The sequence below is a fragment of the Pseudonocardia ailaonensis genome (assembly GCF_039531635.1).
GTDB lineage: Bacteria > Actinomycetota > Actinomycetes > Mycobacteriales > Pseudonocardiaceae > Pseudonocardia > Pseudonocardia ailaonensis.
In genome coordinates this window covers 1-17452 of the sequence record NZ_BAAAQK010000012.1, presented here as the reverse complement: position 1 = coordinate 17452, position 17452 = coordinate 1, and the positions used below count along the sequence as shown (strand labels likewise).

The window sequence follows — 17452 nt, the reverse complement described above, 5'->3', positions numbered from 1 at the left end:
CATCAGAACGCCAGGAGGTTGTCGCGGAGCAGCTGGTGGGAGAAGTTGCTGCGGATCAGGCCGCGCCGGCGCAGGGCCGGGGACAAGCCGTCGGTGACCTCCGCGACGTAGCGGCGGTGCATCGGCGTTCCGACGATCAGGAACCCGTCGCCGCCCACCTCCTGCATGATCTCGTCCATCTGCGCGGCCACGGTGGCCGGTGTGCCGCAGAGGTGCACGGCGTCCGTGGCGCTGTGGGCGAGGATCCGCTCGCGCAGCGTCTGGGTGCCGTCGCCCTTGAAGTTGGCGAAGCTGCTGCGGTGCCCGTTGGAGATCAGGTCGTCCGGCAGCGGCTCGTCGAGCGGGAACTGGGAGAGGTCGATGCTGGCCAGGTGCGAGCGCCCGGCGAGCAGGCCCTCGATGTTGGAGTTCTTCGCCCGCTCGCGGCGGGCGAGCTTCTCCTCGGCCTCGTCGTCCGTCTCGCCGAAGACCGGGGAGACCAGGTACATCACCTTGATCGTGTCCGGGTCCCGGCCGTGCTCCACCGCGCGGCGGCGGATGTCCTCGCGGTACGCCTTCATCTTCTCGACGCCCGGCGGGTTGGCGATGATCGCCTCGACGTACTTCGCCGCCAGGTCCTTACCCTGGTCCGACCCGCCGGCCTGCAGGAACACCGGCCGTCCCTGGGGCGACGGCGTGGTGTTGAGCGGGCCGCGCGAGGAGTAGAACTTCCCCTCGAAGTCCAGGGTGTGGACCTTGGTGTGGTCCGCGTAGACGCCCTTCTCGACGTCGGCGAGGACCGCGTCCGGCTCCCACGAGTCCCACAGCTTGCAGGCGAGCTCCACGAACTCGTCCGCCATCTCGTAGCGCAGGTCGTGCTCGGGCATGTCGAACCCGAAGTTCTTCGCCGCGTACGTGCTGGAGCCGGTGACGATGTTCCAGCCGATCCGGCCCTTCGAGACGTGGTCCAACGTGGACATCAGCCGGGCCACGGTGAACGGGTGGTAGAAGGTCGTGGTCAGCGTGGCGACGATGCCGAGCTTCTCCGTGAACTGGGACAGGATCCCCGCGAGGACGGCCGGGTCCTGCTTCGGCGCCGCACTCGCCGTCCTCAGGTAGTACTCGCTGGATCCCTGGTAGGCGTTCGGGATCTGGACCGAGTCCTCCATCATCAGGAAGTCGAACCCGCCGCGCTCGATCGAGCGGGCCAGGTCGATGTACTGGTCCGGCATCATCCAGTCCGTGGCGCCGGTGCCGGCCCACTCGGAGTTCCAGGCCTGCACCCCGAACCCGTTGCCCAGGAACCACCCCAGGTGGAACATCTTCGCGCTCATCTTCCGTACTCCTGTCCGATCCTTCAGAACTCGCGCAGGTGGTCCCGCAGGTGGGTCCCCGCGTACTCGGTGCGGACCAGGCCGCGGCGCTGCAGCTCGGGCACCAGCCCGTCCGTGATCTCGTGCACGTACCGCCGGTTGGTCGGGCCCATGACCAGGAAGCCGTCGCCGCCCACGAACTCCATCGCCTCCTGGAGGGTGTCCGCGGCGGTCGCCGGGCTGCCGACGACCTCGATCGCCTCGGTCCGGTAGGCGGTGAACGCCTCGCGGAGCGTCCGGCCGTTCGCGAACTTGCGGAACGTGGCCAGCGTGCTCTGGTGGCCGTTGGTCACCGCGTCGTCCGGCAGCGGCCGGTCCAGGTCGAACCGGGAGAAGTCGATCTCCATGGTGGCCGACCAGTTGACCATCTGGGCCTTGATCTTGGCCTCGACGTCGGAATTCATCATGGCTTGCAGCTCGCGGGCCTCGTCGTCGGTGTCGGCGAGGATCGGCGAGATGATGAACAGGACCTTGATGTCGTCCGGGTCCCGGCCCGCTTTCTCGGCCAGCTCCCGGATGTCGTCGCGGTAGCGCTTCATGTCCGGCAGGCCCTTGGGCAGCGACAGCAGCACGTCCGCGTTGCCCGCGGCGAACGCCTTGCCCGCGGGCGAGCCGCCGGCCTGGCAGATCACCGGATGGCCCTGCGGCGGGCGCATCAGGTTCAGGGGGCCGCGGCTGCGGTGCCAGCGGCCCTCGAAGTGGATCGGGTTGACCTTCGTGTGGTCCACATAGGTCCCCGACTCCTGGTCCATGACGAAGGCGTCCGGCTCCCACGAGTCCCAGAGCTGCTTGACCACCTCGACGTACTCGGCGGCCCGCTCGTAGCGCTCGTCGTGCGGCGGCAGGGCGTCCATGCCGAAGTTCTGCGCCGCCCGGTTCTCGCTGGAGGTCACGCAGTTCCAGCCGAACCGGCCCCCGGAGAGGTGGTCGATCGTCGCCGACGTGCGCGCCAGCAGCCACGGCGGCACGAACGTCGACGACATCGTCGCGATCACGCCGATCCGCTTCGTCTCGCTGAGCAGCATCGAGGCCAGCAGTGCCGGATCGCCCTTGGGCGCGTAGCCGCCCTGCGCGAGCGACGCCTCGGCCGTGCCGCCGTAGGTGTCGGACACCATCAGCGAGTCCTCGAGCATGAGGAAGTCGAAGCGGGCCCGCTCCAGGGCCCGGAGGAAGTCGACGTGCGAGTCGCCCGTCATCCAGTCCCGCTCCTCGCTGCCGCTCCACGTCGAACGCCAGTCGTGCGGGGTGAAGCTCTTGAACCAGGCCAGGTGGAACTTCGCGGCCTCCACCGTGGTCATCAGAACTCCAGCAGGTTGTCGCGGAAGTGCTCGTGCGTGTAGCCGGTGCGCATCAGCCCGCGGTTCTGCAGGGCCGGCACGAGCCCGTCCGCGATCTCGCCGATGTAGCGGCGGTTGTGCGGCTGGTTCCAGATGAGGAAGCCGTCGCCGCCGACCTCCTCCATGGCCTCGCCCATCTGCGCCGCCACCTCGTCGGGCGTGCCGATGAGCTCCATGGACTCGGTGCGGTAGGCCACGCAGGCCTCGCGCAGCGTCCGGTCGCCGGCCCACTTGCGGAAGTTCGCGAGGGTGCTCTGGTGGCCGTTGGTCGCGACGTCGTCGGGCAGCGGCTTGTCGAGGTCGAACGTCGAGAAGTCGATCTCCATCGAGCCCGACCAGCCGATGAGCTGGCCCTCCGGGTGCTGCCGCACCGCCTCGTCCTTGGCCGCCTTGCGGTCCAGGGCGTGCTGGTGGGTCTCCCCCAGGATCGGCGAGACCACGTACATGACCTTGGTCTGGTCGGGGTCGCGGCCCTCGGCGGCCACCCGCATCCGGATGTCGTCCCGATACTCCTTCATCGCCGGGACGCCCTTGGGCAGCGCCATGACCATGTCCGCGTACCGCGAGGCGAACTGGCGGCCGGCGGGGCTGCCGCCGGCCTGGGTCAGCACCGGGCGGCCCTGCGGCGGGCGCAGCGTGTTCAGCGGGCCGCGCGACTTGTAGTACTTGCCCACGAAGTCGATCGGCCGGACCTTCGTGTGGTCCACGTAGACCCCGCGCTCACGGTCCATCACCAGCGCGTCGGCGTCCCAGGAGTCCCAGAGCCGGGTCACCAGGTCCACGTACTCGTCCGCGCGGGCGTAGCGCTCGTCGTGCGGCGGGAGGGCGTCCATGCCGAAGTTGCGGGCCGCCAGGTCCTCCGACGACGTCACGATGTTCCAGCCGATCCGGCCGCGCGACATGTGGTCGAGCGTCGCGACGGACCGGGCGAGCATCCACGGCGGGTAGAACGACGTCGACATCGTGACCGAGATGCCGATGTGCTCGGTGGCCCGGGCCAGGATCGGCGCCAGCGCCACCGGATCGCCCTTCGGCGCCCAGCCACCGCGCTTGAGCGTGGCCTCGGAGCTGCCGCCGTAGACGTCGGACACCATCGACGAGTCCTCGAAGAGGATGAAGTCGAAGCAGGCCCGCTCGAGGGTGCGGACCTTGTCCACGTAGAACGTCCCGTCCATCCAGCGGCCGGCGTCGGTGCCGTCCCAGCCGGACTGCCAGGTCGTCGGGATGAAGCTGCCGAACCAGCCCAGGTGGAACATGTCGGGTCCCGTCATGACGTCTTCGCCTCCCCGCCTGCGGTCACGGCCGCGTAGTCGATGCGGCGGTCGGTGCGCTGCGCGTAGCCGTGGATGTCGGCACGCATGGAGTAGGGGGACATGACGCGGGCGAGGAAGATGTTCGAGGCGCTGTCCACGAGCATCGTCTCGGCCTTGCTCCACAGCGGACCGGCCTGCGGGCCGATCGCGTCCGTGGACGCCAGGCCCTGCTTCATGACCTGGGCGAAGGCGTCGTACTCCGGGCCGGACCAGAACGAGGTGTTGCTGCCGCCGCCGACCTGGGTCAGCAGGTTGAGCTCGTAGGGCGGCGACATCGTCACCGCCGAGCCGGTGCCCATGCTGGCCTGCAGCCGGCCGCCGAGGCCGTCGGAGAACACCTGGGCCGCCGGCACCTGGTTGATCTTCACGTCGAAGCCCGCGTCCTTGGCCGCCGCGGCGAGCACGACCGCCGAGTCCTGGACCGACGGCGACGCGTTGCTGACCGTGAGCGTGAACGTGAGCGGCGTGGCGATGCCGGCCTGGGCCAGCAGCGCCTTGGCCTTCGCCGGGTCGTAGGTGTACTTCGGCAGGGCCGAGCCGTCGTAGTACGGCTGCTTGTCGTCGAGCAGGTGCTGGTAGGCGTACGCCCGGCCGTGGTAGACGTCCTTGACGATCTGGTCGTAGGGCACCGCGTAGGCCAGTGCCTGCCGGACCAGCTGGTTGTCGAACGGCGCCTGCTTCGTGTTCATCGTGATGCTCTGGTAGAGGTTCGACGTCGCCGTCGGCGTGAACACGTCCTTGTTCGAGGCGAGGTCCGCCTGGTCGGAGGGCCGCAGGTCCAGTGCCACGTCGGCGTCGCCGCGGGTGAGCATGTTCGCCCTCGTCGCCGCGTCGGGCACCACCCGGCGGATCATCGTCTTGACCGGCAGCGGCCCGAACACGTAGTTCGGGTTGGCCACCATCACGATCTCCTGGTTCGGGGTGACGCTCTTGAGCATGTACGGCCCGAACCCGACGTTGCCGTTGAGCATGTCCGAGACGCCCCACTTGATCGCGTAGGGATCGTCGGCCGTGGCGTGCTGCTGCAGGTAGGTGCTGTCGTAGATCGACCCGATGTTCTCGGCCAGGTTGCCCAGCAGCGTGAAGCCGTAGCCGGGCTGCTCGATCGTGAACGTCACCGTGTACTTGTCGACGGCCACGACCTGCTTGTCGATGTCGGTCAGCATCGGGGCGTAGTACCCCGGCATGCCGCCGCCCTTCGACGAGAACTTCCGCTTGAAGGACCACACGACGTCCGCGGAGGTGAGCTCGTTGCCCTGCTGGCTCTTCAGCCCCTGGCGCAGGTGGAAGGTGAAGACCTTGCCGTCGGCGCTCACGTCGTAGCTCTGGGCCAGGAACGGCTCGAAGTGGTACAGGTCCTGGACCTTGACGTTGGCGCCCTGCTCGTCGACGTACGGCTTGCGGATGAGCTGGGCGTGGAGGCTGTTCGTCACCTCCTGGTTGTCGGTGCCGTTGGTGAACCCGTAGTCGCGCACGACGTTCGACGCCTGGTCACCGGAGACCACGACGATCGTGTCGCGCGACTGCCCGGTGCCGCCCGCGGAACCGGAGTCGGCGCAGGCGGTGGCGACGAGGCTGATGGCGAGGACGGCGACGGCGGCGCGGGCGAGCCGGCGCAGGCCGGGTGGAGCGGACATGAGGGTTCCTCGGGGGTGGGAGAGGTGGGGCGGGCAGTGCTCACCGTCGGACGCCGCCGGTGCCGTCCGAGAGGTCACGGAAGAGGTGGAGGGGGTGCGGACGGGGTCAGCCGGAGCCGGTGCGGCGCAGCGTGAACCGGTTGGTGAGGACGGAGGAGGCGGCCACCGTGACGCAGAGGGCGGCGGCCGGGAAGGCGGCGGACCACCACTTGCCCACCGCGGCGTCACCGGCACCGTGGGCGATCATGGAGCCCCATTCCGGCGTGGGCGGCGGGAGCCCGACGCCGAGGAAGCCGAGCGCGGCGGTCAGCACGATGCTGATGCCGAGGATGACCGAGACGTTGAGCAGGGCCGGGCGGACCGAGTTCGGCAGCACGTGCTTCACGATCAGCCGCAGCTCGTGCTGCCCGGCCTGGCGGGCGGCGTCGAGGTAGGCGTCGCCGCGCACCCGGAGCACCTCCGTGCGCGTGAGCCGCGCCTGGATCGGCATGAGGATCACGGCGATCGCGAGCACCATCGTCACGGTGTTGGTGCCGAAGAAGGACACCACGACCAGGCCGACGATCACCACCGGGATCGCCTGCAGCAGGTCGAGCAGCCGGGAGACGGCGCGCGCCAGCGTGCCGACGGGACCGCGGCGGGACTCGTTCATCCCGACCGCGAGGCCGACGACCACGCCCAGCGCGGTGGCCAGGATCGTCGAGAACACTGCGATGAGGACGTCGATGCGGGTCCCGGCCAGCGTCCGGGAGAACACGTCCATGCCGGTGGAGTCGGTGCCGCCCCAGTGCTCGCCGCTCGGCGGACGGGAGGGCAGGCCGACCACCGCGGTGGGATCGTGGGGCGCGATCACCGGCCCGAACAGGGCCACGACCAGGACGAGGCCCAACAGGACGGCGGCGGCCCAGGTGCCGAACCCGGGCCCGGGGCGGCGGCGGTCCGCCGGCGCGGGCGGGGCCTCGGCGGTGATCGGTGCCGCCGGCGGCGGCAGGGTGGAGGTCATGATCCACTCCCCTGGACTCCGGGCCGGCGTCGCGGGTCGAGCAGCATGGTCGCGACGTCGGCGAGCAGAAAGACGATCATCGAGATTGCCGCGACCAGCACCAACGTGCCCTGCAGCGCGGTGAAGTCCAGCCCGGCCACCGAGTTCACCGCGTAGACGCCGAGGCCCCCGATCCCGAACAGCTGCTCGATGATCACCGTGCCGCCGAGCAACGTGCCGAAGATCGTGCCGAACACCGCGATCGTGGGCGGCAGGGCCCGGCGGTAGATGCTCGCGAGCACCATCCGCCGCGGTGCGCCGGTGGCGACGCGGAACAGGGTCGCCCGGTCCTCGGCCGCCGGCCCGAGCGCCCCCAGCAGCTGCTTGAGCAGCAACGGGGCGAGCGAGACCACCAGCACCACGATCGGCAACAGGTAGTGGCTCAGGATCGACGACGTGACCGCGAACCTCCCGGCGAGGATCGAGTCGAGCAGCGGGAAGTGCGTGATCGGGTCCGGCTCGACCAGGCCGGGCCGGGTCCGCCCGTTCGGGGCCGGGACGATCTGCAGCGTGGCGTAGAACAGGAAGATCCCGATCACGCCGATCACGAAGTCCGGGATCGCGCCGGCCGCCTGGGAGTAGCCGGACACGATCCGGCCCGCGGGGCTGCGCGGCGCGACGACCACGGCCAGGGACAGCAGCAGGGTCACCAGCACCAGGATCACGAAGGACACCAGTGCCAGCTCGACGGTCCCCGGCAGCCGGGCCATGATCTCGTCGAACACCGGCCGGCCGTTGACGATCGAGTCGCCCAGGTCGAACCGGACGAGGCCCGCGACGAAGTGGCCGAGCTGGGTCCAGATGCCGCCGTCGAGCCCGAGCTGCTGCCGGACCGCCTCGTAGGTCCCGGGGGTCGCGTCGGGGCCGGCGATGACCCGCGCCGGATCGCCGGGGATGAGCCGGACCAGGAAGAACGCGATCAACGCGAAGACGAGGATGTGGACCGGGAGTGCGAGCACCCGCAGGGCCCACCAGCGCTGGCGCCGGAGCGCGGCGAGGACGTCCCCGCCGGTCGTCCCGGCGTCGGCGACGGCGGCGGTCACGAGGCCACCGCCTCGATGCGCCCGCCGCGGCGGGCCGCCCCCACCAGGAACCGGGTGTACTCGTGCTGCGGTGCCTCGACGATGTCGTCGGTCGAGCCGCGTTCGACGATCTCCCCGCCGCGCATCACGATCAGCTCGTCGACCAGGAACGCGGTCGCCGGGATGCCGTGCGAGACGAAGAACAGCCCGGCCCGGTTGCGCTCGGCGTAGTCCTTGAGCAGGTTGAGGACCGAGCCCTGCACCGAGACGTCCAGCGCGGACACGACCTCGTCGCAGAGCAGGACCCGGGGCCGCACGACCAGGGCCCTCGCGATCGCGAACCGCTGCCGCTGCCCGCCCGAGACCTCGTGCGGGCGGCGCGCGGCGAGCGCCGGGTCGATCTGCAGGGTGGTCAGGACCTCGTCCACGCGGTGGTCCGCCTCGTCGCGGTCCAGCTCGCAGAGCACCATGGCGGGGGTCCGTACGGCGTCCCGCAGGGTGCGGAGCGGGTCGAACGACGAGCTGACGTCCTGGCTGACCAGCTGCACCGCGCGCCGGAAGTCCCGCCGACCGGTCCGCGAGCTGAGGTGCTGTCCCAGCGGGATCCCGTTGTAGTGCAGGCTCCCCTCGTCGGCGCGCTCCAGCCCGCAGAGCATGCGGGCCAGCGTCGACTTGCCCGAACCGGACTCACCGATCACCCCGATCGTGCGGTCCGAACCGATCGTCACGTCCACGGCGGCGACCGCGCGGTGGCGGGCCCGGTTGACGACGAAGGTCTTCTCCACCGCCTCGGCGGTGATCTGGACCAGCCCGCGGTCCCCGACGGGTTCGGCGGGGGGCCGCTGGCGCAGCACGCGCATCCGCGGGGCCTTCACGCGACGCTCGACCGGACGAGATCCGCGCCGGTGTCCACGGTGTCGAGGGTCGGGAGCCGGTGCGCGTGGCGGGCCTCGAGGTCGGGGACGCACCGCAGCAGGCCGCGCGTGTAGGGGTGGCCGGCGATCGCCTCCAGCTCGGCGGAGCGGCCCTCGTCCACGATCTCGCCGTGGTACATCACCATGATCCGGTCCGCGAACTCCTGGCAGAGCCGGATGTCGTGCGACACGATCAGCAGCGAGGTCCCGGTGTCCGCGGCCAGGTCGCGGAGCAGCTCCATCACCGCGCGCGAGAGCGAGGCGTCGAGCGCGCTCGTGGGCTCGTCCGCGATGAGCAGGCGCGGCTCGCACGCCAGGGCGAGGGCGAGCATCGCGCGCTGGCGCATACCGCCGGAGAGCTCGTACGGGCGGCTGCGCAGCACGCGGCGCGTGTCGGTGAGCCCGACCCGCGTCAGCCAGGCCCGGGCCCGGTCGGCGGCATCGCGCCGGCCGCAGCCGGTCGCGCCACGGATCACCGTGGTCAGCTGGCTGCCGACGGACCAGACCGGGTCGAGGGAGGTCATCGCGTCCTGGAAGACGACGGCCATGCCCGGGGTGCGCCGCGGCACGCCCGTGCGCGGGGCCCGGTCGAGGGCGGCGCCGTCGAAGCCGAGCACCTCGGCCGTCATCCGCGCGGAGCCGCCGAGGAAGCCGGCCACCGCCATCGCGAGCGACGTCTTGCCGGAGCCGGACTCGCCGACGAGGGCCACCTGCTCGCCCGTGCCGATGCGCAGGGACGCGTCCCGGACGGCGGTGGTCTCCCCGGCGGACGTCGGGTAGCGGACGGTCAGCCCGCGGACATCGAGCAGCGGTCGATCGGGGTCGAGCGCGGGGCGGGGACCCGGCACCGGATGTTCAGTCACTTCTCTCGTCCTTCTCGGCGGGGGCGGAGCGGGGCTGCGAACGTCGCGTTACGGCAACCGGCCGGACGTCGTCGGCGGGCGGTGAGTGCGAAGCCTGCGGATGCCGTGTTTCCGCGACAAGCACGCTGGGCGTAACCGCTCTATTGCGCCATCGGTCGCTGGGGCTCCGACGCTGGTCAGCGCGTTTCAGCGGGTCCGGTGGAGGCCAAGACCGCCACTTTTCGCCGTGTCACACACGTCACACTCTGGCCCTGGACCGGTTTCCGTAACCTCGTCGGCGAGCGGTGACTCGCCGTTCACCATCAGGCGCGGGTGTCCGGGCGGCGTCGCCCGTCCGGCACTCAGGGGCCCCATCCGCGCACATCCGCGGATGCAGGAGGTGCCCGTGACGCAGCCCGTTCCCCGGCCGGGTGACGACGACGAGGCCCGCCGTTCCTATCGCGTCGCGCGGGGGCGAACCGCACCCGCGGACACCTCGCCCCGGCGCATCTACGAGCTGCTCCGCGCGAGCATCCGGGACGGGTCGATCGGTGCGGGCGAACAGCTCGAGGAGCACATGCTCGTGCGCACCTACAACGGGAGCCGCAACTCGGTGCGCAAGGCGCTGCAGACGCTCGCGGAGGAGGGGCTGCTGGACCGGACCCGCCGGGTCGGCACCAGCCTCGCCCGCACCATCGTCCCGATCGCGCCGACCGACATCGGGCCCCGTGTGTACGCGGGCACCCGGCGCGTGGGACGGCTCAAGGTGCGCAACCTCGAGTGCACCCGGGTGACGGCCGGGCAGGCCGTGGCCGGACGGTTGCACGTCGAGCCCGGCGCCGAGGTGCTGCGCCTCGAGCAGCTCGGGTTCTACGACGGTGAACCGCTCTACCTGCGCACCGGCTATCTCGTCACGGACCGGTCCGCGCGGGAGTTCCTGACCCTGCTCGACACCCTCCACGTCGACTTCCCGCCGCTGCCGGTCGTGTTCGAGACCGTCTTCGGGCGCGCGTACGGGGCCAGCATCTACTCGGTGGAGGCGATCGCGCTGCAGGAGCGGATCGCCGCGCTGCTCGACGTGCCCGCCGAGTCCCCGGCCCTGCTGCGCGAGCTGACGACCACGGACGAGTCCGGCCGGCCCTTCGAGCTGAGCTTCACCTACTTCCGCACCGGCCGGGTGGCCCTCACCGGGATCGGCACGTTCGCCGAGTCCGGGTACGCGGCGGAATGAGCCTGTGACCCGGAACTCGTGGCGTTAATCCGCCGCGATCCGGCGATCGGTGCTGGTCCCCGCATCGGGCCGGTGGTGGCACAGACGCGCAAATCGCACGAACGGAGGCCGTAATACCGCGGCAACACCCGCCGGGTTCCGTAGGCGTCACCGGCACCCAGGAGGCCCCGATGATCGTCCCGGACCTGACCGACTCCCATGCGCTGCGCCAGGCGTACGGCACCTTCCCCAGCGGCGTCACCGCCGTCTGCGCCCTGCGCGACGGCGTCCCCGTGGGGATCGCCGCCAGCTCCTTCGTGTCCGTCTCGATGGATCCGCCGCTGGTGTCCGTGTGCGTGCAGCACACCTCGACCACCTGGCCCCAGCTCGCCGACCTGCCCCGGCTCGGGCTCTCGGTCCTCGGATCCACACACGACACCGCCTGCCGGCAGATCGCCTCGAGGACGGGTGACCGGTTCGCCGGGATCGCCTACACCGCAACGGAAGAGGGCGCGGTCCTGCTCCACGACGCGGCCGCCTGGCTGGACTGCTCGATCTTCCGGGTCGTCCCGGCCGGCGACCACGACCTGGTGCTGCTGCGGGTCGAGGCGCTGCAGACCCACGCGGAGGTGGCCCCGCTCGTGTTCCACGGCAGCAGGTTCCACGGGCTCGCCGCCCTCGCGGCATGAGCGCCCAGCCCGAGTCGTTCCGGCCACCGGACGAGATCGGCCGCGCGGTCGCCGCACTGCGCGCCGGCCGGCCCGTCCTCGTCGCCGACGCCGGGGACCGGGAGAACGAGTACGACGTGATCCTGCCGGCCGCGCTGGCCGAGCCGCGCTGGACGGCGTGGGCCGTGCGGCACACCTCGGGGCTCCTCTGTGCGCCGCTGACCGGCGAGCGGGCGGACGCCCTGGCCCTGCCGCCGATGGTCGAGCACAACCAGGACCCCCGTGGAACCGCCTACACCGTCTCCGTCGATGCGGCACAGGGGATCTCGACGGGGATCAGCGCCGCCGACCGGGCCCGGACCGCGCGTGTGCTCGCCGATCCGGCGACCCGCCCGACGGACCTGGTCCGCCCCGGGCACGTGCTGCCGCTGCGGGCGCGCGCCGGTGGCGTGGTCGAGCGGGCCGGGCACACCGAGGCCGCCGTCGACCTCTGCCGGCTCGCGGGCCTGCCGCCCGTCGCGCTGATCGCCGAGGTCACGGCCGGCACCCGCGTGGCGGGGCCGGAGGACATCGCCCTGCTCGCGGCCCGGGACGACGTGCCGGTGCTCGACATCGCCGACGTCGTCGACCACCGCCTGCGCCACGGTGACGGCGAACGCGGCCGGATCACCCGCGGCGCCGTCGTCCGGCTGCCGACCCCGAACGGCGTTCTCGACGCCGTCGGCTACCGGGACGAGGTCACCGGCGCCGAGCACCTGGCGCTGGTCGGGCGCCGCACCGCCACCCGGCCGCTGGTCGCGGTCCACGGCGAGTGCCTGCTCGGCGACGTCTTCGGCGGTCTGACCTGCGACTGCGCGGCCCGCCTGAACGCCGCCACCGCCACGATCGCCCGGGACGGCGGGGTGCTGGTCTACCTCCGCCGCCCCGGTGCCCGCGCCGTCGGCTGCCCGGACCCGCACGCCTGGACCGCGGCCGACGACGGCGCCGCGGGCGCGATCCTCGCCGACCTCGAGCACGACGCCGTGCGGCTCCTCCCCGGGCCGACGGCCGCCGGGCGGCTCGCCCGGCCCGACCTGACCGTGGTCGACGTGCCGGCGGTCGCCCCCGTCGTCGGGATCGCGGCCGCCGCTGCGATCCCGCCCTCGATCCGCCTCCTGGAGATCTCGTGACCACCACCGTCGTCGTCGGAAACCCGAAGCCGGGATCGCGCACCCGCGCGGCCGGGGAGCTGCTGGCCGAGAAGCTGACCGGCGCGCCGCCGGACACCGTCCTGGAGCTCTCCGAGCTCGGTCCCGGCCTGCTCGGCTGGGGCGACGAGGGGGTGGCCACCGCGGTCAAGACGGTGCAGGCGTCGTCGCTGGTGGTGTTCGCCAGCCCGACCTTCAAGGCCACCTACACCGGGCTGCTCAAGCTGTTCCTGGACCAGTTCGCCGGGGGCACCGGCCTGCGGGACGTCGTCGCCGTACCGCTGATGCTGGGCGCCGGACCGGCCCACGCGATGGCTCCGGACCTCACCCTGAAGCCGGTGCTCTCCGAGCTGGGCGGCACCTGCGCGCTGCCCGGGCTCTACCTGATCGACTCCACCTTCACCGAGGACGGGGTGGTCCGCGACTACGCGACGCGGTGGGAGCCGGTGGTGGGAGCCCTGACCCGCCTGCGCTGACGACCCGGTCGCGCTCCGGGGCGCGTCCGCCGCTCAGCCCTCCCGGGGGCTGCGGAGCAGGCCCAGGCGAGCCGCGGACTCGACGGCCTCCCGCCGCGACACCGCGCCGAGCTTGGCGTAGAGGGCCTTGACGTGGGTCTTCACCGTGTTGGCCGAGACCCCCAGCTCGGTGGCGATCTCGGAGAGTGGGCGGAGCGACGGCAGGTGGACGAGCACCGCGTGTTCCCGTTCGGTGAGCGTGGGCAGGTCCGGCAGGCCGTCCCGGCCGCGCACCGCGAGCGCCTCGGCCGCGAGGGCGTCGAGCTCTCCCGGCACCCCTCGCCGGCTGCGCATCAGCGCCGTCACCGCCGCGGTGGCCGTCGTCAGCGGTCGCAGGACGCCGATCTCCCGCGCCGCGCGCAGGGCCGAGGCGAGTGCGCGCTCGGCCCGGCCCTGCCGGGCGGCGCCGAGGGCGATCGCGCACTCCAGCAGCCACGCCTCGACGGGGGTCCAGGGCAGACCGGCGGGGGCCGTCCCGTCGAGGACCGGGGCCAGGAGGCGGCGGGCGGCGTCGAACCTGCTGATGAGCGCGGGCCCGGTCGCCCGCATCACGGCGAGCTCGGCGCTCCCCGCGAGCCGGGTGCTCGCCCACGAGACGACGGAGCCGGCCCCCTCGCGGTGGCCGAGCCGGACGGCCATCCCGTGGGCCAGCATCGCGACCAGCGCGATCTGCTCGTCCCGGGCGCGGTCGACCGCCGTGGTCGTGCGGGCCCGGTGCATCAGCTCGGCGCCGGCCTCGCGCTCGCCGAGGTCGAAGCGGGCCGCGGCGCGCAGCGCCTCGAGGAACGGGGTGAGCACGAGCGCCGGACCCAGCCGCGCGGCGTACTCGTCCGCCCGGGCCAGCCCCGCGAGGGTCTCCTCCGGCCGGCAGCGCATGAGGTCGGCATAGCCGGTGAGCACGACGGCCAGGGTGCCGCCTTCGGTGTCGTCCCACCGGCCCGTGCCGGAGCCGAGGTCGGAGGCGTGCTCGGCGAGGTCGGCCATCTCCTCGAACCGGCCCCGCAGCCCGGTCGCGGCCGCGAGCAGGGCGGTCGCGCGGGCCCGGGCGAACTCGTCGGTCCCGGGCTCGTCGAGGACGGAGCGGGCCAGCACCTCCGCCTCCTCCGCGTGGCTCGCGGCGATCGCTTCCTGGGCCTGGAGCAGCGGATCGGCCCCGAGGGGCCCGAGCGGCAGCGCCTCCGTTCCCGGCGGGTGGAACATCCGGTCGTGGGCGAGGGCGAGCCGCGCCCGGGCCAGCGCCAGCGCCGGTGCGCCCTCCGGGCTGCCCCGGCCGTCCGCCTCCGCCCGGTCGGCCCGGTCCACGCAGTGCCGGGCCGCGGCCAGCTCTCCTCGCCCGAGGTGGGCGTAGGCCGCGACCGCGAGCACCTGCGGGTCGGCGTCGAGCAGGCCGGCCGGGGCGACGGCCAGCGCGTCGAGCACCGCCGCTCCGTAGCCGCCCTCGACGAGGTCCGCACCGTGTTCGCGCAGCAGCGCGAGCACGCCGGGGACGTCCTCGGCGGCGCGCAGGTGCCGCACCGCGTCGACGGGCCGGTCGTGGGCGAGGAACCAGTCCGCGGCCCGCCGGTGGATGCCGCTCACGGCGTGCGGCCGGGTGCGTCGCAGGCTCGCCTGCATGTGCGAGCGGAGCAGGGGGTGCACCCGGTACTGCGCCCGGCCGGGCCCGTACGCGGTGACCAGCCCGGAGCCGCGTTCGAGGGCGTCGAGGATCTCGGCGGCGTCCTCGATCTCGGTGAGGGCGACCGCGAGCGGCGAGGGCAGCTGGTCGCAGATGCTCACCGCGTGCAGCAGGTGCACGGTCCGCTCGGGGAGCCGGGAGAGGATCTCGCTGACCAGGTAGTCGGCGATGGCCCGGTCGTTGCCGGCCAGGTCGGAGAGGTAGGCGTCCGCGTCCGCGGCGACGGCGAGCGACTGCGCGGCCAGGCGCACACCTGCGGGCCAGCCCCCGGTCTGCTCGACGAGCACGGCGACCTGGTCCGGGCGCAGGTCCGGACCGAGCGTGGCCAGCAGCTCGGAGACCTCGGCCGCGGTCATCGCCAGGTCGTCGGAGCGCACCTCACGCAGCCGCCCGGAGAGACGGAGACGGGGCAACGAGAGCGACGGGTCCCTGCGCGTGAGCAGGACGACCCCGACGGTATCCGGGAGCCGGCGGATCAGGTGGTCGACGACCACCCGCGCGGCGGTGTCGAGCTCGTGCACGTCATCGAGGACGAGGGTCACCCGGCCGGGCAGGGCCGCCAGCGCGGTGTCGACGCGGCCGAGGAACTCCGCGTCCGCGGTCGGGGACTCCGGCACCCTCAGCGTGCGCAGGGGACTGTCGGGAGGGACCACCGCGGTGGTGCACAGGGCGGCGAGGACCCCGGCCCACAGCCGCGGCTCGTCGTCGCGCTGGTCGAGGGACAGCCAGCCCGTCTCGTCCGGGTGCGCCGCCGCGAACTCGGCGACGACCGAGGTCTTGCCGTACCCCGCCGGCGCGCTGACCAGGATGACCGGGGTCGTCGCGGCCTCCAGCGCCGCCGTCAGCCTCGGCCGGTGCAGGTGCACCGGCGACGGGCGGGGCCGGGCCAGCTTCGCCGCGACGACCGTGTGCGGAGCGAGCTGTTTCGCGGCTGCGCCGCCGGACCTGCCCGTGCCGGACGCCGGGGCTCCACGCTCCACGTTGCCAGCCTTCCGCGATCGACGACCGGTTCGATCCCGCGAACTGCCCAACTTCCTCGAGAGACGCGGTGGCCCGAACGGCGGCACCGCGGGAACAGCGAATACGTGCTCGGTTCCGGTGGCAGCGGCGTTACCCGGCTACCGACGGTCTGTCCAGGAGCCGGCGCACCCCGGCCCGGGCCAGCATCAGGACCACGATCAGCAGCGACACCGAGAAGAAGCCGCCCAGCTCGACGCGTCCTCCGCTCACGAGGTCGACCGCCTCCAGGACCAGGAACTTGCTGCCGAAGAGCACCGCCCACAGCAGCAGCGCCGCCCCCACCTTGCCGGGGAGCCCCGACGCCTCCCGGAACCGGCGCTTGATCCGGTCCTTCACCGCGAGGACCGCCTCCAGGACGAGCTTCACCAGCACCGCGGTCACCAGCGACAGCGTGAAGGTCTCGCTGATCACCTGGGGCAGGTACTCGACGAACAGGTTGAGCACCACGACATAGACGGCGACGTCGACGACGCCTGCCGTGACCCGCTCGGACACCCCACGACCCTAGGGCCTGCGGCGGCCGCAGTACTCACCCGCGGCGGGTGAGCCCTGCGGGCACCGGGCGCCCGCATGCTCAGCCGCGATCCCGGTGCCCGGCCCGGCCGGCCCGATCCCCGAGCGATGGAGCACACCTCTCATGACGTCAGCCACCGCGTCCCCGGCCTCGGGCTACGGGGTCCACTCCGAGGTCGGAACGCTGCGCAAGGTACTGGTCTGCGCGCCCGGACGGGCCCACGAGCGCCTGACGCCGAGCAACTGCGACGACCTCCTCTTCGACGACGTGCTCTGGGTGCAGAACGCCCGCCGGGACCACTTCGACTTCATGGCCAAGATGCGCCAGCGCGGGACCGAGGTCCTGGAGCTGCACAACGTCCTCGCCGAGACCGTCGAGAACCCCGAGGCCCGCGCCTGGCTGCTGGACCGCAAGATCGTGGCGAACGAGGTGGGCCTGGGCCTGGTCGCCGAGACCCGCGCGTTCCTCGACGGCCTCGACCCCCGGACGCTGGCCGAGTACCTGATCGGCGGGCTGTCGACCCACGACCTGCCGACCGACCTCCGGCCCGGATACGTGGCGCTCGCCCGCGAGTCCACCGGCGTGCGCGAGTACCTGATGCCTCCCCTGCCGAACACCCTCTACACCCGCGACACCACCTGCTGGGTCTACGGCGGGGTCACGCTCAACCCGCTGTACTGGCCGGCCCGCCACGACGAGACGCTGCTCATGAAGGCGATCTACGAGTTCCACCCGGAGTTCGTCGGCGCGACGGTCTGGTGGGGCGATCCCGAGCAGGACTGGGGCCTGTCGACGTTCGAGGGCGGCGACGTGATGCCGATCGGCAACGGCGCGGTCGTGGTCGGGATGAGCGAGCGGACCTCGCGGCAGGCCATCACCCAGTTCGCGGCGGCGCTGTTCGCGAACGGCGCGGCGAACCGGGTGATCGTCGCCGGGATGCCGAAGCTGCGCGCGGCGATGCACCTCGACACCGTGTTCACCTTCGCGGACCGCGACATCGCCACCGCGTACCTCGACATCGTCGACGGCATCCACACCTTCTCGCTGCGCCCGGGCGACAAGGAGCCGGTCGAGGTCACCGAGGAGAAGGTGTCGTTCACCGACACGGTGGCCGACGCGCTGAACCTCAAGGACTTCCGCGTGATCGGGACCGGCGGCGACGCCTACGCGGGCGAGCGCCAGCAGTGGGACAGCGCGAACAACC

General features: G+C 72.5%; 15 protein-coding genes. 5 read left to right on the top strand and 10 right to left on the bottom strand.

Annotated features, from left to right (window positions below; all coding sequences use genetic code 11):
* Nucleotides 1–2: 2 nt before the first annotated feature.
* From ABD324_RS18810 to ABD324_RS18775, 8 genes are all read right to left on the bottom strand, one after another.
* Nucleotides 3–1313, bottom strand: a complete 1311-nt coding sequence (locus tag ABD324_RS18810; protein ID WP_344418453.1) for an NtaA/DmoA family FMN-dependent monooxygenase — start codon at nt 1311–1313, stop codon at nt 3–5.
* A 23-nt stretch (nt 1314–1336) separates the two neighbouring features.
* Nucleotides 1337–2650, bottom strand: coding sequence for an NtaA/DmoA family FMN-dependent monooxygenase (locus tag ABD324_RS18805; protein WP_344418450.1), 1314 nt, complete (start codon nt 2648–2650; stop codon nt 1337–1339).
* Nucleotides 2650–3960, bottom strand: coding sequence for an NtaA/DmoA family FMN-dependent monooxygenase (locus ABD324_RS18800; protein WP_344418448.1), 1311 nt, complete (start codon nt 3958–3960; stop codon nt 2650–2652). The genes ABD324_RS18805 and ABD324_RS18800 overlap by 1 nt, the downstream gene beginning before the upstream one ends.
* Complete coding sequence (locus ABD324_RS18795) at nt 3957–5639, bottom strand: ABC transporter substrate-binding protein (protein WP_344418446.1); 1683 nt, start codon at nt 5637–5639, stop codon at nt 3957–3959. The genes ABD324_RS18800 and ABD324_RS18795 overlap by 4 nt, the downstream gene beginning before the upstream one ends.
* A 106-nt stretch (nt 5640–5745) precedes the next feature.
* The gene (locus tag ABD324_RS18790) at nt 5746–6642 is read right to left on the bottom strand and encodes an ABC transporter permease (RefSeq protein ID WP_344418444.1); all 897 of its coding nucleotides are present in this window, start codon (nt 6640–6642) and stop codon (nt 5746–5748) included.
* Nucleotides 6639–7724, bottom strand: a complete 1086-nt coding sequence (locus ABD324_RS18785; protein WP_344418442.1) for an ABC transporter permease — start codon at nt 7722–7724, stop codon at nt 6639–6641. Before ABD324_RS18785 ends, ABD324_RS18790 begins: the two co-directional genes overlap by 4 nt.
* Nucleotides 7721–8578, bottom strand: coding sequence for an ABC transporter ATP-binding protein (locus tag ABD324_RS18780; RefSeq protein ID WP_344418440.1), 858 nt, complete (start codon nt 8576–8578; stop codon nt 7721–7723). Before ABD324_RS18780 ends, ABD324_RS18785 begins: the two co-directional genes overlap by 4 nt.
* The gene (locus ABD324_RS18775; RefSeq protein ID WP_344418438.1) at nt 8575–9480 is read right to left on the bottom strand and encodes an ABC transporter ATP-binding protein; all 906 of its coding nucleotides are present in this window, start codon (nt 9478–9480) and stop codon (nt 8575–8577) included. The genes ABD324_RS18780 and ABD324_RS18775 overlap by 4 nt, the downstream gene beginning before the upstream one ends.
* Before the next feature lie 385 nt (nt 9481–9865).
* On the opposite strand from ABD324_RS18775, the gene ABD324_RS18770 reads away from it, so the two are divergent.
* From ABD324_RS18770 to ABD324_RS18755, 4 genes are all read left to right on the top strand, one after another.
* A complete protein-coding gene (locus ABD324_RS18770) occupies nt 9866–10690 on the top strand; it encodes a GntR family transcriptional regulator (RefSeq protein WP_344418436.1) in 825 nt (274 codons plus the stop codon).
* A 170-nt stretch (nt 10691–10860) separates the two neighbouring features.
* Complete coding sequence (locus ABD324_RS18765; protein WP_344418434.1) at nt 10861–11358, top strand: flavin reductase family protein; 498 nt, start codon at nt 10861–10863, stop codon at nt 11356–11358.
* Nucleotides 11355–12506, top strand: coding sequence for a 3,4-dihydroxy-2-butanone-4-phosphate synthase (gene ribB / locus ABD324_RS18760; RefSeq protein ID WP_344418432.1), 1152 nt, complete (start codon nt 11355–11357; stop codon nt 12504–12506). Before ABD324_RS18765 ends, ribB begins: the two co-directional genes overlap by 4 nt.
* Entirely contained in the window at nt 12503–13000 is a 498-nt protein-coding gene (locus tag ABD324_RS18755; RefSeq protein WP_344418430.1) for an NADPH-dependent FMN reductase, read from the top strand. The genes ribB and ABD324_RS18755 overlap by 4 nt, the downstream gene beginning before the upstream one ends.
* A gap of 33 nt (nt 13001–13033) precedes the next feature.
* Here ABD324_RS18755 and ABD324_RS18750 read toward each other — a convergent pair whose 3' ends face one another.
* Nucleotides 13034–15694: a winged helix-turn-helix domain-containing protein gene (locus ABD324_RS18750; RefSeq protein WP_344418428.1), complete on the bottom strand. Its 2661-nt coding sequence runs from the start codon at nt 15692–15694 to the stop codon at nt 13034–13036.
* A 130-nt stretch (nt 15695–15824) separates the two neighbouring features.
* Nucleotides 15825–16229 carry a hypothetical protein gene (locus ABD324_RS18745; protein WP_344418426.1) on the bottom strand — a complete coding sequence of 135 codons (405 nt, stop codon included), beginning with the start codon at nt 16227–16229 and terminating at the stop codon, nt 15825–15827.
* A gap of 142 nt (nt 16230–16371) precedes the next feature.
* Here ABD324_RS18745 and ABD324_RS18740 point away from each other — a divergent pair.
* A partial coding sequence (locus tag ABD324_RS18740) for an arginine deiminase (RefSeq protein ID WP_344418423.1) occupies nt 16372–17452 on the top strand: 1081 nt, incomplete at its 3' end.

Bases quoted from the DNA above. Each gene is read 5' to 3' on its own strand.
- ABD324_RS18800 (WP_344418448.1), bottom strand. From the start codon at position 3,960: ATGACGGGACCCGACATGTTCCACCTGGGCTGGTTCGGCAGCTTCATC.
- ABD324_RS18790 (WP_344418444.1), bottom strand. From the start codon at position 6,642: ATGACCTCCACCCTGCCGCCGCCGGCGGCACCGATCACCGCCGAGGCC.
- ABD324_RS18805 (WP_344418450.1), bottom strand. From the start codon at position 2,650: ATGACCACGGTGGAGGCCGCGAAGTTCCACCTGGCCTGGTTCAAGAGC.
- ribB (WP_344418432.1), top strand. From the start codon at position 11,355: ATGAGCGCCCAGCCCGAGTCGTTCCGGCCACCGGACGAGATCGGCCGC.
- ABD324_RS18765 (WP_344418434.1), top strand. From the start codon at position 10,861: ATGATCGTCCCGGACCTGACCGACTCCCATGCGCTGCGCCAGGCGTAC.
- ABD324_RS18810 (WP_344418453.1), bottom strand. From the start codon at position 1,313: ATGAGCGCGAAGATGTTCCACCTGGGGTGGTTCCTGGGCAACGGGTTC.
- ABD324_RS18795 (WP_344418446.1), bottom strand. From the start codon at position 5,639: ATGTCCGCTCCACCCGGCCTGCGCCGGCTCGCCCGCGCCGCCGTCGCC.